We start from the raw sequence: 23,528 nt of genomic DNA, 5'->3' as shown, positions 1-23,528 counted from the left end.
CCGCGGAAATGACTAAAGAAACCACTTCCAAATAATAAACAAAAATAGAAATCCAAATAAATAGAGCAAGCCTAAATAGCTAACCACGGTAAGCCATTTACCTGAATGGATTTGATTGGTCTGTTTTAACCTATTTACAAGCTTATGGTTTAACCAAGCAAAAATGGGCGTGGTGGTAAAAGCCAGTGTCATGGCAAAGCCTAGCATGGCTAATAGGGCTGATTTAAAAAACAGCACAATAATAAAGCTAACCGCGGCGACAGCGCATAAGGTAACCATAAAGACACTACCCGGGGTGTCACTTTTACCCCGTAATAGCATAACGGCTTCGGCCACCGCCCGTGAATAGCCATCATATACTGTCAGTGCTGAGCCAAAAATACACAAAAAGGCGATGATGGCAATCAGACCACGTGCCCATTCGCCAATCGTATGGGCGTAAAGATCCACCAGTTGTTTAGAAAAACCAATGCCCCCTGTGGCGAGCTTTTCACCGCTACCATGCAAAACTAAAGCGCCAAGGGCAAGAAATACCAGTGCCAGTAGCAGGGTAGTAATATAACCTAAATTAAAATCAAACAACGCCGAGCGCATTGTGACAGACTTTTCTTGCCGTTGTCTTTTTAACCACAACGATGTGATCCCTGAAATCTCGATGGGCGCGGGCATCCACCCCATGGTAACTACCAAAAATCCAATGGCTGCCAGTGTCCAGGGCGATGGACTGACAAAGTGTTCATCTGCTACTGGGCCATTTTGCCACGCCGCAATGGCAGCCGTTACCGTGGCAATGACGAGCACCACCATAATGATTTTCGATACTGTATCTAAGGCCTGATAATGGCCGGCCAATAAAATAAATAGAATGATCGCAAGTATAATGCCGGCCATCACAGGAATGGGCACAGCCATGGGTATAAAGTAACTTAGCAAACTAGCGGCAAACATAAGCAGCGCCGCAGCATTGACCACAGACGCCACAGCGTTAAGACCCAACGCAAGTAATAAGTACGGCTTGCCCAGTTGCATATAGCCGTGTTGTAAGGTTTCCCCAGTACTTAACGTATAGGATACCGCTGCACGAAAAAACGGGTATTTGAAAATGTTGACTAACAGGACCAGTAACGCCAGTTGCCAGCCATATTGGGCGCCAGCTTGGGTCGATGCGACTAAATGGCTGCCACCAACCGCTGCCGTGGCCATTAATACACCGGGGCCAAGTAAGTTGATAATTTGTTTAACGTTACCGAAGGATGAGAGGGCTGATTTCAACTCTGTGTTCCTGCTACAGATTCAATATGGGTAAATAGGGCGACGTATTCTATCACCAATGGTATGGAACAATCAGGTCAGTGTTTTAAAAAAAGACACTCATTAACGAATAAAAGCTGTCCCAAAGAATCAAATGTTAACAAATGTGATGTTCTATATAAATATAATGTTATTTGAGTAGGATGAAGTTTGCGCATGATCGAGGCATAAAGAAATAACTGTTTCCAATTACTTGTCCACTTTCCCTTTTTAGCAACGTCTACCCCACCAGAAACCTTTAGCATGAACCCTATTCATTGCTTAACGGCAAAACGGTTTGCCAAAGGGGTACGTTGTGCAAGACAGAAATCATGTCGCCAGTGTTTCTACGACTCACCAAGTGCGTATTATTGAAAATGGGTTACTTGAGATCCCCATGCTTCAAATCTTGTCACCTGACGGGGTTATTCAAGGCCAAGACGAGCCCACTATTGATGAATCCACGGCGCAGCGAATATTGGAAACGATGTTGTTTACTCGCATTCTAGATGAACGCATGGTAAGTGCCCAGCGACAAGGCAGGATCAGCTTTTACCTTGCATCCACTGGCGAGGAGGCCGCTTCCGTTGCCAGTGCAGCGGCAATATCAGACCAAGACATGATCATGTCACAATATCGGGAGCAGGGGGCGTTAGCGTGGCGAGGATATACGCCGGCACAATTTATGGATCAGATGTTTAGTAATCATAATGACCCAAATAAAGGTCGTCAGATGCCTATTCACTATGGCGACAAACCCCTGAATTTCATGACCATTTCTTCGCCCTTAGCCACTCAAATTCCACAAGCTGCTGGCTTTGCTTATGGTCAGAAAATGGCGGGACTTGATGCCATTACCTTATGTTATTTTGGCGAAGGCGCAGCATCAGAAGGGGATTTTCACGCCGGTCTAAATATGGCCGCGGTATTAGCTTGCCCAGTCATTTTCTTATGTCGAAATAACGGATATGCCATTTCGACCCCGGCAGAAGAACAATTTGCTGGAGATGGCATTGCCTCTCGTGGGATTGGGTATGGGATAAAAACCATTCGCGTAGATGGTAATGATCCTCTGGCGGTCTACGCTGCAACAGCCCATGCTAGAGATATTGCCATTAAACATGCCTGTCCGGTACTTATTGAGGCCATGACCTATCGATTAGCAGCCCATTCTACGTCAGATGATCCCAGTGGCTATCGCTCTAAAAAAGAAGAGGCAAATTGGCAGCGTAAAGATCCTATCGTTCGCTTTACTGCGTGGCTTAAACGTAAAGGCTGGCTAGACGAAGACAGCTTGGCCAAGAACGAAAGTGCGATGCGACAGACAGTGCTTACGGCACTAAAAGCGGCTGAGAAAGAACCCATTAACCCTATCGATGATTTGGTGACAGATGTGTTTGATCATGTGCCATGGCATTTAAAAGAACAAATTACGGCGTTAAAACACCATATACAAAAATACCCAGATGCCTATCCTAAAACCGCAGAGAGGCAACAATAATGGCTCAAATGAATCTGTTACAAGCGGTTAATCATGGGCTTATTACTGCCATGTCAGACAACCAAAAAGTGATGGTGTTTGGCGAAGATGTGGGGCAGTTTGGCGGCGTGTTTCGTGCCACAAGTCATTTACAGGAAAAGTTTGGTAAGCAACGTTGCTTCAACACCCCCCTTACTGAACAAGGGATCATTGGTTTTGCGAATGGGTTAGCCAGCCAAGGTGCCTACGCCGTTGCTGAAATTCAATTTGGTGATTACATTTTTCCGGCTTTCGACCAAATTGTGAACGAGACGGCGAAGTTTCGCTATCGTTCCGGGGGCCAATTCACCTGTGGCACATTAACCATTCGTACGCCCTATGGCGGCGGTATTGCCGGAGGCCATTATCACAGCCAATCGCCAGAAGCCTTCTTCGCACACTGTCCGGGGCTGCGCATTGTGGTACCGCGTAACCCATATCAAGCTAAAGGACTGCTCCTTGCTTCTATTCGAGATGATAACCCAGTGCTATTTTTAGAGCCGAAGCGACTATATCGTGCTTCGGTGTGTGAGGTGCCCGAAGACGATTATCAATTGCCATTAGGTAAGGCTGAAATCGTTCAACAAGGCACTGATATCACGTTGGTGGCGTGGGGGGCTCAAGTGGAAATTGTGCAACAAGCCGCCCTTAGCGCGTTGGAAGATGGCATCTCGTGCGAAATTATCGACTTACGAAGTATCGCCCCTTGGGACGCAGAAACCGTCGCCAACTCGGTTATGAAAACGGGACGTTTGTTGATTAATCACGAAGCCCCGTTAACCGGTGGGTTTGCCAGTGAAATTGCGGCAACAATCCAAGATAAGTGCTTTTTGTCTTTAGAGTCTCCCATTTTACGGGTGTGTGGGTTAGATACGCCGTTTCCGCTGGCCCATGAAAAAGAATACATGCCAGATGAACTGAAAACCTACGAAGGCATTCTTCGTACAATGCATTACTAAGAGGCACCAAGATGACTAAAGAATTTGTCTTGCCCGATATCGGCGAAGGGATCGTAGAATGTGAATTGTTGTGCTGGCTAGTCAACGAGGGTGATACCGTGGCAGAAGATCAACCCGTAGCCGAAGTTATGACGGATAAAGCAACGGTACAAATTCCGGCCGTTGATCCGGGAAAAATCGTTAAACTCCATTATCAACAAGGTGATATAGCTCGGGTTCATTCCCCCCTGTACACCATTGCTACTGTCGATGAAAATAAGCATGAAGCAATCCCTCATAAGGACGAAAAGCAAACCAGCCAACCAGTAAACAGGGATAAGGATACAGAGGTTGTATCGCCCGTAGTTGTGGATGATGTGTTTAAATTGCCTGACATCGGTGAAGGGATTGTGGAATGTGAAATTGTAAAATGGCACGTTGCCGAAGGAGAGACAGTGGCTGAAGATCAGGTCATTGTGGATGTTATGACAGATAAAGCGGTGGTAGAAATTCCCGCTAAGCATGACGCTGTGATAACCAAATTGTTCTATCAGCAAGGTGATATTGCCAAAGTACATGCGCCATTATTTTCGTTAACCAGAACCGACGTTGAAGTAGAAAAAGCGGTTTCATCAACGAAAAATGCTACAACTGCCTTAATCAAACCTCAAAAGACCATGGAACAAATACCACGCACCGCAGCGGTAAAAGTGTTGGCAAGTCCTGCCGTGCGGCGCATTGCACGGGAAAATAATCTGGACTTGAGTACGGTAAAAGGAAGCGGTAAAAAAGGACGTATATTAAAAGAGGATATTTGTAGCACCACGGCCCCTCCAAAATATGATGAAACGGCGCACACCTTGGCATCTGATCCGTCTCAGCACAGGGGCAAAATCGTACCTTTACGTGGCGTCCAGGCCGCCATGGCAAAGCACATGGCAGCATCGGCACAAACGATTCCACATTTTTCCGTAAGCGATGAAGTGGAAATGGACGCGCTGATTGCACTGCGCCAAGCTTTAAAGCCAGCGTTTGAACAAGAAAACGTGAAACTGAGTTTTATGCCCTTTTTTGTTAAAGCGTTATCCTTGGCACTTAGTGCCTTTCCTATTGTAAACAGCCAACTCAATGACGCTGGGGATGCGCTCCACTATTTTGACGATCATAATATTGGTTTTGCCGTCGACAGCAAGGTGGGACTGCTGGTTCCAAATATCAAACAAGTTCAACAATGCAGCCTTTTTGAAATTGCCACACAAATGCAAAATATCATTGCGCAGGCGCGGGCAGGCAAACTCGCCACTGAAACATTAGCCGGTGGCACCATCACATTGTCGAATATCGGTGTAATCGGGGGAATAACAGCCACGCCTATTATTAATAAGCCCCAAGTTGCCATTGCTGCTATTGGCAAAATGCAAAAACTCCCTCGCTATAATGAAGACAATGAGGTTGTGCCGAAACACATTTTACAAGTGAGTTGGTCAGCGGATCACCGCATTATCGATGGCGCCACCATGGTCAAGTTTAATAATTTGTGGCGACGTTATTTGCAATCCCCCAGTGAAATGTTGATGTACCTGCGCTAAGGCATTGTTTCGCGAATGGCAAATGCTGTTAGCCATTTCATTTGCGCGGTACAATAGGGTTTTAAGCGATGGTAAGGTCTATTGTGCTAAGTTATAAACACGCCTTTCATGCCGGTAATCATGCTGATGTTATCAAGCATCTGTGCTGGATAGGGGTTATTGATTACCTCAAGAATAAAAACAAACCTTTCACTGTGTTTGACACCCACGCTGGCGCAGGGTGTTATTCACTGAATGATGAACAGGTGCAAAAAAACAAAGAATATCAATCTGGTTTTGATCCGCTAGCCAATGTCACGCCTCAAAGCCAACTACTGCAGCGTTATATCGAAACCCTCGTACCGTATTGGCAAGTACAGCAATATGCTGGTTCGCCGCTAATTGGGGCATCAGCCCTTCGCGATCAAGACAGTGGTCACTTTATGGAGCTGCATCCTAGTGAAGCCCAAACTTTGGCGCAGGTGATCAAAGACACCCATGCCCGTGGCGCCCATGTGCATCATCGTGACGGCTTAGAAGGTTTACGCGCCTTAACGCCTCCTAAACCTAATCGGGGGGCCGTGTTGATTGACCCCCCATATGAACGTTACGACGAATACAAAGAAATAGAAACGGCCATCTCGGGCTTGTATAAACGCTGGAACAACGCCCAGGTTGTGTTGTGGTATCCCTTGTTGTCTGACCGAGCTGGCGTCAAAGCCGGTGCTAGCGAAAAGCTCATTGAAGGGCTCAAAGACACCGCAAAAACGGCTTTTATCGCCGAGTTGCATGTGGCTTGTGCGCGAGACGATACCGGAATGTATGGCTCTGGGGTAATGGTGCTAAATCCACCTTGGCAACTTGATGTGCGCATGGACGAGGCACTTAAAGAAGTATGTACTATTCTTCAAGGCCAGTCGCATCATCGTATAAGCTGGGTTAAAACTGAGGAAAGTCAGTGAGTTACCCTACGCAGCTTAAGCATTTTTATATCCCCGAAGATCAATCTGTTTATCTTCTATCACATAAAGATGCGCAAAAGTTGCGTGATTGGGTGCAATTGTGCATTCAACAATTAGTCACACTAGGTTACCAGCAGGTCAGTTTGATTGGCAAAGGCGCTTTTGGGTTTGTGTTTGCTGGGGTGGGAGCCAATGGCACAGAGCAGGTATTCAAGTTTTCAAGGATCAATCTACCACGCCATGTGCAGGAAAGGTTAGAAGAAGAAGCCCATATGCTCGCCCAGGTATCCCATCCTTTTGTTCCTAAACTGATTGATTTTCAGCACGTGGGTAAACAAGCGATCTTAGTGATGCAACGGGCCAACGGTCAAGATCTTGAGCAGGTCAGTTTACAACAAGGGCCACTTTGTGCCCGTATCATCGTAAAAATCGCGGTGCAGTTAGGGGCTATTTTACTGGCATTGCGTAACAACCAGATAAAGGGAAGTCCCAAGCCGATTGTTCACGGCGACATCAAGCCATCAAACCTCGTTTGGGACGCTCCCACAGAGTGTATTGGACTGATAGATTGGGGCTCATCGGTGTTTGCTCAATTAGATTGGCAGCAACAATTTGTAGACAATAACGTAATGGATCTTATGTCCGGCGATCTTCAACATACCAATGCCCGACTAGGAGATGTGTATTTTATTGGTGAAGAGCAATTAAATGGTGCCTTGTCATCCCCGCGTTTTGATGAACAAGGGTTGGCCAGCACCTTATACGCACTCGCTTCAGGACAGTCCAGTCGATTTGGCAGGAAAGTTATTACCCCTTTGTCTTTGGGTTTACCTAAGATGCTGGCCAATGTACTTGATTATATGCTCAGTGATGAATTAGACAAACAAAGGCAGGGAGGCGATTATTTTTTTAACCACCTTCATGTGTTTAAAAACATGGTGTTTGCCGGTGACCCATCGAATGAGATAAAGCCCATGATCCCTTGCTGGGTGGCCCATGAACCCAAAGATATTGATACTGTTGTATATAGCTCACGAAAATCTTTCCTATTAGAAAATTCTGCTGCTATTGACGAAGAACTCAACCATATCGATGATGCTCAGTTTGACCGCTATTATAAAAACTTCCTCCATGGCATGGGAGAAACCGAAAAAGGGTTTCTCGCAGCCATTTCCAGGTTAGGGCATTATCCTGTGGTTGGTGGCATGGTTATTCGGTGGATGCCTGAAGGGATCTACGTAGATTCCAGTTTGCACATTCATGATCCAGCGTTGAAAACGGGTTTTGAGCATGGGGTAAATAATGTTATTGCATTGGCGCGGGCCATTCATCGTAAGGGCGTGTTTAAGTGCTGTTTATTTAATGCCAAAGATACCTTGCATATCGAGCGCGACGATCCCCACAGTCCATTTCTGCCCGATCCTTCTTGTATTATTCCTTTTGAAGTATCAGGTACGCCTCTTGTCGCCGATAATCAGCGCTCCCACTCCTATTTTGAAGATGGGGAAGATCCGGATGAACAATTAACGCTGCCTGCCCGTATTATGGCGATACTGCAAGACCTTAATACCATTCATCATACCGGTTGTGTTATTTTTGAAGCACTGCCGACCCATTTGAAGGTACACAGTTACTACACCTTGCTTGATAGTTGCCAAAGCCACCGCTTTCGTGAATTACTCGACGCATTGGTTGCGGCAATCCCAGACATTACCGGGGTCGGACTGTCTGGGTTTATGAAGTTACCGTATAAAAGTACGCGTTATTTTGAACACCAAGCACAATCACCAGAAAAATATTATCCTCGAAACCCTAATCGATGTGATACACAAGGAGCACTTAGCTGAAATGACAGACGTAAAACTTGCATCATTAATGACATTGGATACCGTTGAAGACGGTGTTTACCAAGCTCAAAGTTGGGATTTAGGTTTTCGCGCATTATTTGGTGGCCAGGTACTCGGGCAGGCACTTGCCGCTGCATATAAAACCGTGGGGCCAGAAAGGGTTGCGCATTCTTTTCATTCTTATTTTTTGCTGCCTGGCGACGCGAAAAAGCCGGTGATATACGATGTCGAAATAGTGCGTGATGGAAGAAGTTTTTGTACTCGCCGAATCAAGGCCATTCAAGATGGAAAGGCAATTTTCTTTATGATGGCCTCTTTTCAATTGCCTGAAGCGGGTATGACACACCAATATGCCACCATGCCAGACGTGCTGTCTCCTGAAAGTATTACCTCTGATATTGAATTTTACGAAGCCAATTACGATAAATTAGCGCGCCCTATGCGAGAAGCCCTGAGTTATCACAAACCCATTGATATTCGAACCATTGACGCGGTTAATTCTTTTGCAGCAAGAAAGCGCGATCCACAACGAAATATCTGGTTGCGCGCCCGGGAATCTATGCCCACAGAAAATATCGCGCTTAATCAGGCGGCGTTGGCTTATGCTTCTGACTATCACTTTTTAAGTACCTCGTTGCAACCTCATGGCGTAGCCATAACTGATAAAAATTTGCGTATTGCCACCATTGATCATGCTATGTGGTTTCATAGACCCGTAGCCTTTAATGATTGGTTGCTTTATGTGACACAAAGCCCCTTTAGTGGCAATGCGCGGGGGATCGTAAAAGGGCAGATTTTCAATCAAAAAGGCGAGCTGGTGGCGTCCACCATGCAAGAAGGGCTGATGCGAAAGATTGATAGTTAGCGGATTTCTTTGACCCATAAAAAAATGCCCAGAACTTTCGTTCCGGGCCTAGGGGAATGGCTCATTGCTGAGCCGTGCGCTAACTTTTACAAGACAGTGATAAAAAACTCACTTAGATAAATACTATAGTCTAAAAACGCTCACTTTATAAACAAAATTCAAAAAAAATTTTGGGCACCGTCATTTTTGATACCCAAACAGTAGCATTAATTGATAAAAATCAGAGAGGTAAATCTGATCAGACCAGGGCCGCTTCACTCTCAGTTTATGTGGAGTCGGGGTGTTTTACCTACTGATTCGTGAATGAAAATCCCACTTTACCATTCATATTATTTATATCGGGAATGGCTAATTGTTCGTACTTGTCGATAGTGTCACAATGGTTTTACATTTTGTTTGCAGTTAAAGGACATCTCAATGACAGCTAATACCACTTTTATTCCACCCGAGCGCACGTTAATGGGCCCAGGGCCATCAGACGTGGCACCTCGTGTCCTCAATGCAATGTCCCGCTCTACCTTGGGGCACCTTGATCCTCTTTTTATTGAGTTGATGGATGAAACAAAATCTCTTTTACAGTACGCATTTCGTACTAAAAATGCTCTCACCATGCCGATTTCAGCGCCGGGATCTGCCGGTATGGAAGCCTGCTTTGTCAACCTGCTAGAACCGGGTGATAAAGCCATCGTCTGTATTAACGGTGTATTCGGTCAGCGTATGGTAGAAAACGTTACCCGCTGTGGCGCAGAAGCGGTGGTTATCGAAGATACGTGGGGCCAGCAAACCGATCTGAATAAAGTAGAAGATGCTTTTAAGGCTCACCCTGACGCAAAAGTGTTGGCGTTTGTGCATGCTGAAACATCAACGGGTGTACGCAATGATGCACAAGCTTTATGTGCATTGGCTCAGCAACATGATTGCTTAATCATTGTGGACGCCGTGACCTCCCTTGGCGGTATTGACGTCAACGTAGACGGTTGGGGTATCGATGCTATTTATTCAGGTTCGCAAAAATGCTTAAGTTGCGTGCCGGGTTTGTCACCGGTTTCTTTTAGTGATAGAGCCGTTGAAGTGATCCAACAGCGCAAACAACCTGTGCAAAGTTGGTTTTTGGATATGAACTTAATTGTGGGCTATTGGGGGCAAGGCGGCAAACGGGCCTACCACCATACTGCGCCAGTCAATAGCATATATGCTTTGCATGAATCTTTGCTAATGCTAAAAGAAGAAGGGCTGGAAAACGCTTGGACTCGACATCAGCAGGGGCATCAAAAATTGGTGCAAGGGTTAGCCAATATAGGGCTTTCGATGGCGGTAGATGAAGATTATCGCTTACCGCAATTAAATGCCGTTGCTATTCCTGAGGGCGTGGATGATGCCAAGGTGCGCAACCAGTTACTCAACGACTTTAATTTAGAAATTGGTGCAGGGTTAGGTGCGCTGGCGGGCAAAGTTTGGCGTATCGGCCTAATGGGTTATGCCTGTAAAGACCGTAATATCGACCACTGTGTCGCTAGCCTTGGCAAGATACTACGCTAATGCATGGGCTAACAGTATCCGGCTAACTGGCCGGTTACTGTTAGCGACTTACCGCCACCACAGTCCAACCAACGATAAGGGCAGCGGCAAAACTCATCAAGGTGCCTAGCATCATATACTCTGTTAATCGCATATCTCGTTGTCGTGATAAATCACCGACACGGAACACTGTTTTGGTTGCCACTAGAAAACCCAGTCCCGTATATTCGTCCACTAAGATAAAAGATAACGCTAAGAGCCGTTCTACGTAGCCAATCCATTTGCCTGCGTTACCAAGGCTTTCTCCTTCAGCCCCATTTAATTGGGATGTGTATTGGGCCAGTAACTGAGCAATAATAATACTCGCAGGCTTAAAGATTAGTAGATACGCCACCACGTATAACAAAGTGTCGCTACTGATATTGGTAAGGTGCCCATTTACTATCTCCCATAAAGGCTGAGGGTGAAAGGACAAACTGACGAGAATAATAATGAGAACATGGGCCAATTGATCTATGGCAAATGCCAGAGGACTGCGTTTCCCAGCTTTAACCCAGTCGATAAGAAAGTGAGAAACGGTAATAACAGCACCGGCCACTAACCCTTTGTATAAACCAACATCGGCTAGGTACAGCGCTATTAAGGCCAGCACGCAATGCACCGCTGCGTGAAAATAAAGGGCAGGGGATCGCAGCCCATATTGGTGACGACACGCTATCCATCTGTCAGGCTGAAGATAAAAATCACCAATAAAATGTGCGCCAAGCAGCAATAGAAAAATGGTCATGGATGACTCTACTTATTAATACGTTGGTTAATGTAATGAATAAAAGGCTTAAGCAGATCAGCACCTGCTGCTCGTAATCGTTCGCTGATATTTTGTCTGGTCGTGCCTTCGTTGTCCGCCAAAACTTGGTGTAGCGGAAAGTCGAGTACGAGATATTGATAGACCAGTTTACATTGCTTTTTACTTAATCGGTTAATGATGTAACTTAACTGATGGCACATAATATCCACGCCTTCCTGGCTGTCGTCATTGGGCATACTGAAGGTAAACTCTCCGCTTTTTACATCCTCAAGCCTGCGGCCAGAGCGAATGAATACATCACCAGAGGATATACCCGGGTTGCCCTTAGTATGGGTTCCTTCACCGTAAGCGAGGGATTGGGTGCAGTCTACCTGCAAACCGTCTAACTGGCTGTTTAAAAAAAGCTTTAATTGTAATAGGTGGGCTGCCGCGTAGGTTGGATCGGTGAACACAATTTGATACCCATCCCCCCGGTATAAGGCGAAATCGCACAAGGTTGTGGTACCAATAGTCTCAAGGTAACCTGTTAAGGTCGAAATGGTATATTGATACTGCTCAGTTGACAGCTTGGTCGAGTTAACCAGATCGCCGGTTATCACCGCTAGCATTCGTTTATTCTCCCTGCTCACTTAATCTAAGCAAGCCTTTATACTTGAAATGTATAAAGCAAGCATAGACTCTTGCTTTTTAATAAGCAAGCTTTAAAGATTGCTTGACTTGCTTGTCATCCTATCCATATTGCGGCTTGTCAAAAAAGCCCTCACGATGAAATCATTTTCCGGTAAACTGCGCCCACAAATCAAAAAAAATTATTATATATGCTGCATAGAATTTGGTTATCTTTTATCGTCTGCGCTTTTTTTGCCACCGTTTGGCAAGGTTTTATCGGTGATAATCCCGAAGGATTTCAAGCGGTCATGCAAGCTGTTACCAGCATGGCACAACTAAGTGTAGATATTGCTATTGGTTTGATAGGGGTGCTCGCCTTTTGGTTAGGTATCTTTGAAGTTGCTGAAAAAGCGGGGCTTATCGCGAAGTTTTCTAAAGTCCTAGCCCCTTTATTGTGCCGTATTATGCCGGACATTCCTCGCAACCACCCCGCGTTAGGCAGCATTACCATGAACATGTCTGCCAATGTGTTAGGGTTAGACAATGCTGCTACCCCCTTCGGTATAAAGGCCATGCAGGATATGCAAACCTTGGCACCGAAAAAAGATACCCTAACCAACAGTCAAATTCTGTTTCTCGTGATGAATACCTCATCGGTTACCTTGTTTCCCATTGCTGTCTTTTTGTATCGGGCAGAACAAGGTGCGGCCCAGCCCACCGATGTATTTATCCCAATTCTGCTGGCCACCAGTGCTTCAACCCTTGCAGGGTTGTTCATTACCTGCCTTGTACAAAAAGTGAATTTATTTAACCGTGTCGTGGTGCTGTACCTTGTGGGTATTTTTGGTTTACTTGGTGCCGTGATCGTTTATTTTTCTCACCTCGCCGCCAATGAACTGGCGTCTCAATCCGCTGTGGTGGCTAACTTTCTATTATTCACATTTATTGTTGTGGTATTAGTTGCAGGTTGGCGTAAACACCTTAACACCTATGAATTGTTCATCGATGGTGCTAAAAAAGGGTTTGATGTGGCGGTGTCCCTGATTCCATTTTTATTGGCCATGCTTATTGCCATTGGTATGTTAAGGGCCAGTGGTATCTTGGATATGGTGGTAAATGGCGTAGGCTATATCGTCACCTTTTTTGGTGGCGACCCGCGCTTTGTGGAAGGACTCCCCACCGCCATAATGAAACCATTAAGTGGAAGCGGCGCAAGAGCACTCATGATTGAAACCATGCAACACCATGGCGCAGATTCCTTCGCCGGACGATTGGCTTCGGTGTTACAAGGGTCGACGGAAACCACTTTTTATGTCCTTGCCGTGTATTTGGGCGCAGTGGGCATTAAGCATTCTCGTTATGCCGTGGCCTGTTGCTTAGCGGCAGATTTTGCCGGTATTTTGGCAGCGATATTCGTAAGCTATTGGTTTTTCGGTTAACTATTCAGCGGTAATTCATCTGTTGTTCAGCGAATAACCGCATAATTTAGTACCTGAACCAAGACATAAGGAAAATGAATATGCGAGTGAAGCACCTAATAACGATGACAGGTCTATTAGCGCTCATGATGGCAGCGCCAAGTTTCGCCCAAACAGACACATCGGCTATTGATGTATCGGGTAAAGGGGTGGTTAGCGTCGTCCCCGATGCTTATAGATTAACGTTGGTAATGGAAGAGAAGGGGGCCACAGTCGCGAAACTGAATGGGAACATGCAATCGCAAATGCAAAGCGTGCTGGCCTTCTTACTTAAAAATGGTATTGAAGAAAAGCACATTCAATCTATGCAGGTGAACCTGAGCCCTTACTATGAATCGACGCCAGAAGGACGTAAACAAGCGGGTTTTATGCTTAGTAGAAGCATCAAAATAACCGACCATAATATCGACAATTATGACAAGATAATTGATGGCGCGTTAGCTCGGGGAGTTGACGGTATTCAAGGTTTTCAATTTGTGGCAAGTGAACAAGATGAGGCATATAAAAAAGCCTTGATAAATGCAGTAAAAGACGCAAAATTACGAGCCGAACTGTTAGCCAGCGAACTAAATGTTAAGGTTGGAAAGGTGGTTAACGTTTCAGTGGGAGGCAGCAGTTACCCCATGCCGATGATGCACAGAGAAATGGCCGTTAAAGCCGACAGTTTTTCTACTGCGTTGCCCGGAGAACAACAGGTTGAAGCCCACGTAAATGTACGCTTTACCATAGAGTAATGATAAGACTGAGGCAAAATTGAACAGTAATGAATATACCCGCCTAGTGGCGCAAGCAAAAAGCCTGATGCAAGGTGAAAAAGATATTATTGCCAATATGGCGAATTTAAGTGCCTTGATATTTAACAATATGGAAAATATTAACTGGGCGGGCTTTTACCTCTACAAAGAAGAGCAACTGGTTCTTGGGCCATTTCAGGGACAGCCTGCTTGCATTCGTATTCCAATGGGCCGAGGAGTATGTGGTACCGCGGCAAGTGAACGCCAGACGATGATGGTGGCTGATGTTCATGAATTTGCCGGGCATATCGCATGTGATGCCGCGTCTAATTCGGAAATTGTCGTTCCACTTATTGTTAACGACAAACTCCTTGGCGTTCTGGATATCGACAGTCCCCTTAAAAATCGTTTTAACGATAGCGACAAGCAAGGGGTTGAATCTTTGGCCGCGACTTTAATTGAAGCATTATCATGAAAGACAATGTGGATATTCATGTGGTATTGGCCACACCGGAGGATATGGAAGATAAATATGAAGAGCCTGATGAGGCTGCGGAACGATTAAATTTTATACTGCACTGTATTTATGACCGTGCAGAAGAGGACGCAGAAACCCATTGGCTTGAACGTTTATTGCACTATACTTGGGAAACATGGCATCAAAGTGGAAATTTATTGGACATTGAGGACGATGAATTACTCGATTGGGTTGACCACACGCTGGCAACTTGGGATGATGCGGACAATGACGACTACTATTAACTGCACGTAAAGAATTGATGGAATCACCAGAGAAGTTTTCAAACAGCAAAGATGTTATCGCCTTTTTGGCTGAATCGTTCCCCAACTGTTTTTCTACAGAAGGCGAAGCCCGTCCACTGAAAATAGGTATTTTTCAGGACTTAGCAGCCCGACTGGAAAACGATGAACGTATTAGTAAAACGTTATTACGTTCTACCTTACGTCATTACACAAACAGTTGGCGTTACCTTCACAGTATCAAAGAAGGGGCTTATCGGGTGGATCTTGATGGTAATCAAGATGCACAAATCGAAAAAGAGCACGCAGATCACGCCAAGCTGCAACTGGACGAAAGTAAAGCCAAAGCCGCCGAGAAACGCAAAGCAAAACAAAAAGCACAGGGAGACAAACGCCCTGCGCCGAAGAAACCCCGTACTGAAGGTGGAAATTTGCCACCTCAGCGAGGGAAAAAGGGAACTAAACCTAAATCCGATAGACCAATAAAGACACCTCCTGCGAAACTGACTGAATCTGACATTCAGGAAGGCACAGCTGTTACCGTTAAACTGGGCAAAGCGCCAATGCATGCAGTGATCACTGATGTTTCCAAAGATGGCATTCATGTTCAGTTAGACTCAGGTATGGTGGTAAAAGTCAGCGCAGACGCTTTACGTTTGGCGAATTCCAAGAGGTCGTAATATGAAAGAAATCCTTCGCATTTCCATTGCCAGTGCTTTTTTGTCAGTCAGTATTGGCGCGGGTGCAATCACAGCCACTGAAGATGTTGAAGATCTTCCTGTTCTACAGCAAGAAACCCAACATAGTGTGGCTGCAAAACGGGTCAGTGCGCTCTTTACCCGAGCTCACTACAAGGAAATCGCGTTGGATGATGCCTTGTCTGAGAAAATTTATGATCGTTTTTTACGGTCCTTAGACAGCAGTAAACAAATCTTTTTAAAATCTGATATCGCAGGTTTTGAAGCGTATAAAGACAGCTTTGACGAAGCCCTTGCCCGAGGCAATCTATCCATCGCATACGATATGTACAACCTTAGCGCGAAACGCCGCGCCGAGCGTTACGAGTATGCTTTGAGTTTGCTAGATGAGCCTTTTAATTTCGAAAAAGAAGACGATAAATTTTACTATGATCGTGAAGACGCTGAATGGCCAGCGTCAGAAGATGAGCTTGATGAACTATGGCGTCAGCGCGTTAAATATGATGCGCTAAATCTTATCTTAGCGGACAAAACTTGGGATGAAGCCAAAGAACTTCTGACTAAGCGTTATACCCGTGCTATCAAACGTCTAAACCAAGCAGAAAGTGAAGATGTTTTTCAAACCGTCATGAATTCTTTTGCACGTAGCGTAGAAGCCCATACCAGTTACTTGTCTCCCCGTAATGCCGATCGTTTCCAAATGGAAATGAATTTGTCATTCGAAGGCATTGGGGCGGTATTACAAAGCGAAGATGATTTTACTGTAATCAAAAGCGTGGTTCCCGGTGGTCCCGCAGACAAATCCAATGCGTTAAAGCCAGAAGATAAAATTATTGGTGTGGCCCAAGACGACGATGAATTTGTTGATGTGGTTGGTTGGCGCCTTGATGAAGTCGTCGACTTAATTAAAGGACCGAAAGGCAGCACCGTTAGACTGCAAATTCAAAAAGGCGCAACGGAAAGTAAAGCCATGTCCGTTGTTAGCTTGACCCGCGATAAAATTAAATTGGAAGATAGAGCCGCTAAATCCGAAGTGTACGAGCCGAAAAGTGGTAATTACGCAGGTGAAAAGTTAGGTGTCATCACGATTCCAAGTTTTTATAACAACCTGCATGCAGACGTGAAAAAAGAGTTAGATGCACTGAAAGCCCAAGATGTGAAAGGGGTGATCGTGGATCTACGGGGTAACGGAGGCGGCTCGTTAACAGAAGCCACATTACTTACTGGTCTCTTTATCGAAAAAGGCCCTGTGGTACAAATTCGTTACGGTGAAGGCAAAGTCAGTGTGAATCGTGATACCGACGGTGTGGTAACCTATGATGGCCCGCTTACGGTATTGGTGGATCGCTACAGTGCTTCGGCATCGGAAATCTTTGCCGCTGCTATGCAGGATTATCATCGGGCGCTCATTGTCGGTGAACAAACCTTTGGTAAAGGCACGGTGCAACAGCACAGAGGGTTAGGGCGCATTTATGATTTGTATGATAACCCGTTAGGCAGTGTACAGTTTACCATTGCTAAGTTTTACCGTATCGACGGTGGCAGTACTCAACATAAAGGCGTAGTGCCAGATATTCTGTATCCATCACCTATCGATCCGGCTGACTGGGGTGAAAGCCAAGAAGAAAATGCCCTTCCGTGGGATAGCATTAACCGGGCTAACTACACGACCTTTGGTGACAGCCAAGGAGCGTTAGATATTTTAGCGGCCAAACATAATGCCCGTGTACTTAAAGATCCTGAGTTTAAATATCTGGCAGAAGATATTCAGGAGTATCGCAAAAACAAAGATAAAAAATATATTTCGTTAGTGAAATCCGAACGGGAAGCCAAGAAAGAAGAGGCGTTAGACGAAGAGTTAAAGCGGGCTAATGAACGCTTGGTTCGTATGGGCAAAGAGCCTGTAGAATCATTGGATGATTTACCCGAAGAGCTTGAAGAGTTAGATCCGTTTCTTGATGAAGCTGCGAATATTACCTTTGATATGCTAGATACTGGAAAGTACGCCATTCACCATCAATAACACCTAAATTACAGGGCTGGTGCCAATAGCCAGCCCTTTTTTTATGGTGCAGTAACATAATAAAACAATAATAAAAGGACGACCTTCATGGCAATGCGAGGAGAGTTTTCTTCACGGATAGGTTTTATACTTGCCGCAGCCGGCTCTGCTGTAGGATTGGGGAATATTTGGGGCTTCCCCACCCAAGTTGCCACTAACGGCGGCGCAGCGTTTGTATTGGTCTATCTTATTCTTGCGTTTTTACTTGCTTATCCAGTTCTGATGGCTGAGTTAATTATTGGTCGTTCTAATCGATCAAATATGGTGGAAGCGCTAACTAAAATTTCTGGCAGCAGCATTGGTACCCTCACCGGGCTATGGGGCTGTATTACCGTCTCCCTCATACTTGCTTTCTACGCCATTGTTGGCGGATGGATGCTGGCCTATTTCACTGATGCCTTGATGCAAATAATACAAGTGGATGGCGCATCGAGTTGGCTGCTAGGCTTTTCCGATGGCCGTAATCTACTGTTTTGCGCACTATTTATGGTACTGACTGCCTGTATTGTGTTAGGGGGAGTAAAGTCCGGCATAGAAAAATGGTCAGTACGTCTTATGCCCACTTTGGTCATTATTATTGTGGCACTGATTATCTATGTAAGCTTCCAACCTGGTGCCAGTGATGGCTGGAAAGCTTATCTGTTACCCGATTTTAGCCGTATTTGGGACCCTGACTTGCTCATTAGTGCAATGGGGCAGGCTTTTTTCTCCATGTCATTGGGGGTAGGGACCATGTTGGTTTATGGGTCATACCTGTCAAAACAAGAAAACCTTCCATCTATCGGGGCGTCAGTGGCGTTAGTTGACATTGGTGTTGCCATTATTGCTGGCATGCTGATTATTCCTGCCATGTATGTGGCTCTCCACAATGGGGTCGAAATTTTCACCGCAGATGGCGCGTTAATCGAAGGCGACCAACTGATATTCAACGTGTTACCCGCTCTATTTAACTCCATTGGTCCTGTCGGTATTGTGGTGGCATTTGCATTTTTTGCTTTAATGGCGATTGCCGCCGTTACCTCATCGATTTCTATGTTAGAAGTTCCCGTGGCTTATTTGGTTGAAAATCAGCAGCAAAAACGTTCTCGTGCTGTGTGGATCATGACCGCGATTATTTTTGTGTGCAGTAGTATCATCATTTTCAACTTCGATAGCTTATTTGGTCTAGTGATTGCCGCAACCACGCAATACAGTCAACCTTTACTGGGGCTAGCCCTGTGTTTGTTTGCTGGTTGGGTATGGCGACGAGATGTGATACTGGCCGAAATTAAGCAAGGTTACGAGCATGCCGAGAACAGCCTATTTTGGAAAATTTGGCCTTGGTATGTGCGATTTGTTTGTCCGGTGGTTATCCTCTTAATGTTTATCCGGTCTGTAATATAAGAGTCAAAATAAAATGAATAAAACAATAAAAGACCCGTCGTTACTTGATGCCCTTATTCCCATTGTCGCCTTGGTAATAATGATGGGGGGGGCAGTTTACCTTTTTTCCGATGATTCCTCCTTCGGTCCTAATCAAATCGCATTGCTACTGGGCACTGGTCTAGCGGCAATAATTGGCATGAAGAACGGCCACCGCTGGAAAGACATCGAAAGTGGTATCGTCAAAGGGATCTCCATGTCATTGGGGGCGTGTTTGATACTGCTTGCTGTGGGCTCATTAATTGGTACATGGATGTTATCCGGTACTGTCCCTACGCTTATTTATTATGGTTTAGAGCTACTTAATCCGTCGTTTTTTTACGCTGCCAGTTGTTTGATCTGTGCCGTGGTCGCTATGAGTATCGGCAGTTCATGGACAACAGCAGCAACGGTGGGTGTCGCGCTGATGGGTGTGGCAACGGGAATGGATATGTCAGCGGCAGTCACCGCCGGCGCTGTGGTCTCAGGGGCCTATTTTGGCGATAAAATTTCGCCATTATCTGAGACAACGAACCTTGCTCCCGCCGTCGCTGGAACGGATTTATTTGACCATATCCGTTATATGCTTTGGACCACGATCCCGAGCTTCGTTATCGCCCTGATTCTTTTTATGGTAATTGGTTTTAGTGAAGTAAAAACCGCGTCGGTAGAGCGCATTGAACAAATGCAGCAATTGCTTGGCAATTCGTTCCATTTGGGCTGGCACTTATTAATTCCACTGGTGGTATTACTTACCTTAGCGGTACGCAAAATGCCGGCATTTCCCGCCGTTTCTATCGGTGCACTGTTAGGTGGGCTATGGGCCGTGTTGTTTCAAGGCGACGTTGTTTCATCGTTAGCTGCGGATGGGGATTCTCACGCCGTCGGTACCTTGAAAGTGGTATGGACCGCCTTATTCAATGGCGTTAGCTTTTCCACCCCTGACGAAAACCTCAACGCGCTATTAAGTCGTGGCGGCATGTCTTCTATGTTAAATACCATCTGGTTAATTATTTGCGCTATGTCATTTGGTGCCGTTTTAGAGCGCGTTGGTTTGCTTAAACGTGCAGTGAGTACGATTTTGCATGGGGCCCGTTCGGCAGGAGATATGATAAGCCGCACCATTTTAACCTGTATCGGTACAAACCTGGTGACCGCAGACCAATATATGTCCATTGTGATGCCTGGTCGCATGTATAAAAAAGAATTTGAAAAGCGGGGCCTTAATCAGCTCAACCTTTCCCGCAGTCTAGAGGATGGCGGCACATTAACTTCACCATTAATTCCTTGGAATACCTGTGGCGCGTATATGCAAGGTGTACTGATGGTGCATCCATTTGAGTATATATTCTATACTTTCTTCAATGTGATCAATCCTATCCTCGCTGTTATCTATGCGTATCTTGGTATTAAAATTCTTCGCTTGGAACCACCGTTTCCAGTGGCTGAGGATGAGGAAGAACGCACCTAGTTTTTAATTTAAAGGGGTACTCATGAGTGTAAATATTAAACGTCGGCTAGACTATCAGGCGCCGGCTTTCACCATTACGCACGTAGGTATGCACGTGTGCCTCCATCCCACACAGACTCGTGTTACTTGTAAAACAACGGTCACCCGAATGGGTGACCACGAACTTCCCCTTACCCTTGATGGTGAACAACTGTCATTATTGGGTGTCAGCATAGATGGTGCCGCGCACCATGATTATGTTGAAACGCAAGGGGGGCTTGTGATCCAGAATGTTCCTGACGCGTTCGAACTGGAAATTGAAACCCATATCGATCCGAATAATAATCATGCTTTAGAAGGGCTGTACTTATCTAACGGCGTGTTTTGTACCCAATGTGAAGCCGAAGGCTTTCGCCGAATCACCTATTTTCTGGATAGACCAGATGTACTGGCTACTTATGAAGTCACCGTACAAGGGGATAAACAGAAGTATCCGACACTGTTATCAAATGGTAATCCTGTCAATGCCGGTGAGAACGAAGATGGCACTCACTGGGTCACGTGGCAAGATCCCCATCCTAAGCCCTGTTATCTATTCGCCTTAGTGGCTGGCGACTTCGACTTATTAGAAGATCGCTACCAAACAATGAGTGGCCGAGACGTCAAATTGGAACTCTATGTGGATAAGGGCAAAAAAGAGCAGGGTAGCTTTGCCTTGGCGTCGCTTAAGCGCGCCATGAAATGGGATGAAGACACCTTTGGCCTTGAATATGATTTAGATATTTACATGATCGTTGCCGTAGACTTTTTCAACATGGGGGCCATGGAAAATAAAGGTCTAAACGTTTTCAATAGCAAGTTTGTTCTGGCAGATCAAAATTCTGCGACGGACGAAGACTTCTTTAATGTGGAATCGGTTATTGCGCACGAGTATTTCCATAACTGGACAGGCAACCGTGTGACCTGCAGAGACTGGTTTCAACTTAGCCTAAAAGAAGGGTTAACCGTATTTCGTGATCAGCAATTTAGCGCAGATATGACCTCGTCATTGAGCAACCGTATTAAGCATGTTCGGGTAATGCGCGAGCACCAATTTGCTGAAGACGCCAGTGCCATGAGCCATCCAATCCGCCCGGACGAAGTTATAGAAATGAATAATTTCTATACCGTGACGGTGTACGACAAGGGCGCGGAAGTTATTAGAATGATGCACACCTTGTTAGGCGAAGATGGGTTTCGTAATGGCATGGACGAGTACTTCAAACGCCATGACGGTCAAGCGGTTACCTGTGACGATTTCGTCGCGGCGATGCAAACGGCAACCACTAAAGATCTGACACATTTTTCAAAATGGTACAGTCAATCTGGTACACCGGTTATCAGTGTTGAGCGAATTTACGATAAACAACAACGAACCTTACACGTTACCTTGTCGCAACATACGCCGCCTACGGCCGATCAAGCCACCAAAGACGCCCTCTACATTCCTGTTGCCTTTGAGTGTGTAGATAACGAAGGCCAGCATTATCATGATCAAGAAGGGCGAATCAATGACGGTTTAGTTATTGTTGACGAACCTTCTGTGTCTCTGACATTTGTCGATGTTCCTGAGTCCAGTATCCCGGTGATCTTAGGGAATTTCTCAGCGCCGGTGAAAGTTGATAACCCGCTATCTGTGGCAGAATGGATCAGGGTATTTACATGGGCCAAAGACCCTTTTAATCGCTGGGATGCCATACAATCTCTGTACGACTGGTGTGTTCAACAAGTGGAGCAACAATCGGCCATTCCCCAAGAGGTTTGGTCATCGCTTAGCGAAGTATTAGAGCAAGAAAAAGACAACCATGAGCTATTAGCCGAATGCTTGTCAATTCCGAGTTTTGAAACCTTGTGCCAAAGCCGAACGTCAATTCATGTACAAAGCCTGGTTGCGGCAAGAAACACCTTTGCCCAACAATTTGCTACCCAAATGGCACCCGTGCTGACTGAAATCTGGCAGGGTATTGGTGTTGAAGACTACCAATACACCCAGCAACAGGTGAATGCCCGTCGTTGTAAAAACGTTATTCTTGGACTTTTGGCGCGAACCGATGACGGTAATGCCTTAATTGAGGACCACTTTAACAACGCCGACAACATGACAGATACTCTTGGTGCGCTTAAAGCGGGCCAAGTAAAAGCTGATGAACTATTTGAAAAGCTCATGGCTCAGTTCGAACAGAAATGGCGACATGATCCGTTAGTTTTAGACAAATGGTTTGCGTTACACGCCACGACCTCACGTGATGATATTCTTGCCCACATTACCATGCTAAAAACTCACCCCCAATTTACTATGGGAAATCCAAATAGAGTACGTTCTCTTATTGGTAGTTTTGCATTCTACAATGCATCGGGTTTCCATCAACAAGACGGTAGCGGTTATCAGTTTGTAGCCGATTATCTTATGGAATTAGACAAGCAAAATCCCCAAGTTGCGGCACGCATTGTCACCCCACTGACCCAGTGGCAACAATACGATCCTTGTCATCAAATTCAGATGAAAACCCAGTTGAATCGTTTGTTAAATCATGACGGTTTAAGTAAGGATGTGTTTGAGAAAGTCAGTAAAAGTCTGGCTTATGAAAATTGTGAAACCCACTGATAAAACGTATTTTTTTACCCTTAATATTCCATACACACACTGTCAGGTACTTTATCAAAGTGCCGGGCAGAGTGTGATCCTCATCGCCGAATCCGGCCTTCGTATACAAGTCCCTTTTGCCCGCCTTCGACCCTTTATCGACAGCCGGGGTGTACAAGGTCGCTTTCGCATGATTATTTCTGCCGAACGAAAGATTAAATCCTTCGAAAGAATCGCCTGATCCTGGCTAAAAAAACATCCCTCTACTACTTTTGACTAATAAGCTATTGAAACTGTTTACGTTATTAAAATGTTAAACTGGTACGATTAGTTCTTGCGAAAGTGACAAAATGATGTAATCATTTTGTTAACGACAGTAGTTGGTCATGTATTTTCGCA

At 45.4% G+C, this 23,528-nt stretch carries 20 protein-coding genes; 17 read left to right on the top strand and 3 right to left on the bottom strand.

Going from position 1 to position 23,528, the window contains the following annotated elements; all coding sequences use genetic code 11:
• Positions 1-12 precede the first annotated feature (12 nt).
• Positions 13-1,203 (bottom strand): divalent metal cation transporter, encoded by a 1,191-nt coding sequence (locus tag KO501_RS01640; protein ID WP_252728086.1) that lies wholly within the window; start codon positions 1,201-1,203, stop codon positions 13-15.
• Positions 1,204-1,606: 403 nt separating this feature from the next.
• Between KO501_RS01640 and KO501_RS01635 the strand changes: the two genes are divergently transcribed.
• The 7 genes from KO501_RS01635 (at position 1,607) to KO501_RS01605 (ending at position 10,528) form a co-directional block, all read left to right on the top strand.
• Complete coding sequence (locus tag KO501_RS01635) at positions 1,607-2,791, top strand: thiamine pyrophosphate-dependent dehydrogenase E1 component subunit alpha (protein WP_216027897.1); 1,185 nt, start codon at positions 1,607-1,609, stop codon at positions 2,789-2,791.
• A complete protein-coding gene (locus KO501_RS01630) occupies positions 2,791-3,768 on the top strand; it encodes a transketolase C-terminal domain-containing protein (protein ID WP_216027896.1) in 978 nt (325 codons plus the stop codon). Before KO501_RS01635 ends, KO501_RS01630 begins: the two co-directional genes overlap by 1 nt.
• Before the next feature lie 11 nt (positions 3,769-3,779).
• Positions 3,780-5,336 carry a dihydrolipoyllysine-residue acetyltransferase gene (locus tag KO501_RS01625; protein WP_216027895.1) on the top strand — a complete coding sequence of 519 codons (1,557 nt, stop codon included), beginning with the start codon at positions 3,780-3,782 and terminating at the stop codon, positions 5,334-5,336.
• A gap of 68 nt (positions 5,337-5,404) precedes the next feature.
• Positions 5,405-6,277 carry a 23S rRNA (adenine(2030)-N(6))-methyltransferase RlmJ gene (gene rlmJ / locus KO501_RS01620; protein WP_252728055.1) on the top strand — a complete coding sequence of 291 codons (873 nt, stop codon included), beginning with the start codon at positions 5,405-5,407 and terminating at the stop codon, positions 6,275-6,277.
• Positions 6,274-8,124 (top strand): phosphotransferase, encoded by a 1,851-nt coding sequence (locus tag KO501_RS01615; protein ID WP_216027894.1) that lies wholly within the window; start codon positions 6,274-6,276, stop codon positions 8,122-8,124. Before rlmJ ends, KO501_RS01615 begins: the two co-directional genes overlap by 4 nt.
• A 1-nt stretch (position 8,125) precedes the next feature.
• Complete coding sequence (locus tag KO501_RS01610) at positions 8,126-8,989, top strand: acyl-CoA thioesterase II (protein WP_216027893.1); 864 nt, start codon at positions 8,126-8,128, stop codon at positions 8,987-8,989.
• Positions 8,990-9,406: 417 nt separating this feature from the next.
• The gene (locus KO501_RS01605; protein WP_216027892.1) at positions 9,407-10,528 is read left to right on the top strand and encodes an alanine--glyoxylate aminotransferase family protein; all 1,122 of its coding nucleotides are present in this window, start codon (positions 9,407-9,409) and stop codon (positions 10,526-10,528) included.
• Positions 10,529-10,568: 40 nt separating this feature from the next.
• Here the strand turns inward: KO501_RS01605 and KO501_RS01600 are convergent, their stop codons facing one another.
• Both KO501_RS01600 and KO501_RS01595 read right to left on the bottom strand, forming a co-directional pair.
• On the bottom strand, positions 10,569-11,294 hold the full coding sequence (locus KO501_RS01600; RefSeq protein ID WP_216027891.1) for a DUF3307 domain-containing protein: 726 nt from the start codon (positions 11,292-11,294) through the stop codon (positions 10,569-10,571).
• 8 nt (positions 11,295-11,302) lie between these two features.
• Positions 11,303-11,923 (bottom strand): hypothetical protein, encoded by a 621-nt coding sequence (locus tag KO501_RS01595; protein ID WP_216027890.1) that lies wholly within the window; start codon positions 11,921-11,923, stop codon positions 11,303-11,305.
• A 210-nt stretch (positions 11,924-12,133) separates the two neighbouring features.
• On the opposite strand from KO501_RS01595, the gene KO501_RS01590 reads away from it, so the two are divergent.
• The 10 genes from KO501_RS01590 (at position 12,134) to KO501_RS01545 (ending at position 23,370) form a co-directional block, all read left to right on the top strand.
• Positions 12,134-13,363: a nucleoside recognition domain-containing protein gene (locus KO501_RS01590; protein ID WP_216027889.1), complete on the top strand. Its 1,230-nt coding sequence runs from the start codon at positions 12,134-12,136 to the stop codon at positions 13,361-13,363.
• 80 nt (positions 13,364-13,443) lie between these two features.
• Positions 13,444-14,136, top strand: a complete 693-nt coding sequence (locus KO501_RS01585) for an SIMPL domain-containing protein (RefSeq protein ID WP_252728054.1) — start codon at positions 13,444-13,446, stop codon at positions 14,134-14,136.
• Between the two features lie 19 nt (positions 14,137-14,155).
• Positions 14,156-14,611: a GAF domain-containing protein gene (locus KO501_RS01580; protein ID WP_289847276.1), complete on the top strand. Its 456-nt coding sequence runs from the start codon at positions 14,156-14,158 to the stop codon at positions 14,609-14,611.
• A complete protein-coding gene (locus KO501_RS01575) occupies positions 14,608-14,898 on the top strand; it encodes a hypothetical protein (RefSeq protein ID WP_216027887.1) in 291 nt (96 codons plus the stop codon). The genes KO501_RS01580 and KO501_RS01575 overlap by 4 nt, the downstream gene beginning before the upstream one ends.
• A gap of 17 nt (positions 14,899-14,915) precedes the next feature.
• Entirely contained in the window at positions 14,916-15,575 is a 660-nt protein-coding gene (proQ, locus tag KO501_RS01570; RefSeq protein WP_216027886.1) for an RNA chaperone ProQ, read from the top strand.
• 1 nt (position 15,576) lies between these two features.
• Positions 15,577-17,616, top strand: coding sequence for a carboxy terminal-processing peptidase (gene prc, locus KO501_RS01565; protein ID WP_216027885.1), 2,040 nt, complete (start codon positions 15,577-15,579; stop codon positions 17,614-17,616).
• A gap of 87 nt (positions 17,617-17,703) precedes the next feature.
• A complete protein-coding gene (locus tag KO501_RS01560; RefSeq protein ID WP_216027884.1) occupies positions 17,704-19,038 on the top strand; it encodes a sodium-dependent transporter in 1,335 nt (444 codons plus the stop codon).
• 13 nt (positions 19,039-19,051) lie between these two features.
• A complete protein-coding gene (gene nhaC, locus KO501_RS01555) occupies positions 19,052-20,527 on the top strand; it encodes a Na+/H+ antiporter NhaC (RefSeq protein WP_216027883.1) in 1,476 nt (491 codons plus the stop codon).
• 22 nt (positions 20,528-20,549) lie between these two features.
• Entirely contained in the window at positions 20,550-23,150 is a 2,601-nt protein-coding gene (gene pepN, locus KO501_RS01550; RefSeq protein WP_216027882.1) for an aminopeptidase N, read from the top strand.
• Positions 23,128-23,370, top strand: coding sequence for a DUF2835 family protein (locus KO501_RS01545; protein ID WP_216027881.1), 243 nt, complete (start codon positions 23,128-23,130; stop codon positions 23,368-23,370). Before pepN ends, KO501_RS01545 begins: the two co-directional genes overlap by 23 nt.
• The last annotated feature ends 158 nt before the right edge of the window (positions 23,371-23,528 follow it).

Source organism: Alteromonas sp. C1M14 (assembly GCF_018860965.1).
Lineage (GTDB): Bacteria > Pseudomonadota > Gammaproteobacteria > Enterobacterales > Alteromonadaceae > Alteromonas.
The sequence above is the reverse complement of the archived record's forward strand: the minus strand, read 5'-3'. Positions and strand labels throughout refer to the sequence as shown.

Coding starts and splice junctions, on each gene's coding strand:
- KO501_RS01630 (WP_216027896.1), top strand. CDS start 2,791: ATGGCTCAAATGAATCTGTTACAAGCGGTTAATCATGGGCTTATTACT.
- KO501_RS01590 (WP_216027889.1), top strand. CDS start 12,134: ATGCTGCATAGAATTTGGTTATCTTTTATCGTCTGCGCTTTTTTTGCC.
- KO501_RS01640 (WP_252728086.1), bottom strand. CDS start 1,203: ATGGCCACGGCAGCGGTTGGTGGCAGCCATTTAGTCGCATCGACCCAA.
- KO501_RS01560 (WP_216027884.1), top strand. CDS start 17,704: ATGGCAATGCGAGGAGAGTTTTCTTCACGGATAGGTTTTATACTTGCC.
- KO501_RS01595 (WP_216027890.1), bottom strand. CDS start 11,923: ATGCTAGCGGTGATAACCGGCGATCTGGTTAACTCGACCAAGCTGTCA.
- nhaC (WP_216027883.1), top strand. CDS start 19,052: ATGAATAAAACAATAAAAGACCCGTCGTTACTTGATGCCCTTATTCCC.
- KO501_RS01600 (WP_216027891.1), bottom strand. CDS start 11,294: ATGACCATTTTTCTATTGCTGCTTGGCGCACATTTTATTGGTGATTTT.
- KO501_RS01585 (WP_252728054.1), top strand. CDS start 13,444: ATGCGAGTGAAGCACCTAATAACGATGACAGGTCTATTAGCGCTCATG.
- proQ (WP_216027886.1), top strand. CDS start 14,916: ATGGAATCACCAGAGAAGTTTTCAAACAGCAAAGATGTTATCGCCTTT.
- KO501_RS01625 (WP_216027895.1), top strand. CDS start 3,780: ATGACTAAAGAATTTGTCTTGCCCGATATCGGCGAAGGGATCGTAGAA.
- prc (WP_216027885.1), top strand. CDS start 15,577: ATGAAAGAAATCCTTCGCATTTCCATTGCCAGTGCTTTTTTGTCAGTC.
- pepN (WP_216027882.1), top strand. CDS start 20,550: ATGAGTGTAAATATTAAACGTCGGCTAGACTATCAGGCGCCGGCTTTC.
- KO501_RS01610 (WP_216027893.1), top strand. CDS start 8,126: ATGACAGACGTAAAACTTGCATCATTAATGACATTGGATACCGTTGAA.
- rlmJ (WP_252728055.1), top strand. CDS start 5,405: ATGGTAAGGTCTATTGTGCTAAGTTATAAACACGCCTTTCATGCCGGT.
- KO501_RS01575 (WP_216027887.1), top strand. CDS start 14,608: ATGAAAGACAATGTGGATATTCATGTGGTATTGGCCACACCGGAGGAT.
- KO501_RS01605 (WP_216027892.1), top strand. CDS start 9,407: ATGACAGCTAATACCACTTTTATTCCACCCGAGCGCACGTTAATGGGC.
- KO501_RS01545 (WP_216027881.1), top strand. CDS start 23,128: ATGAAAATTGTGAAACCCACTGATAAAACGTATTTTTTTACCCTTAAT.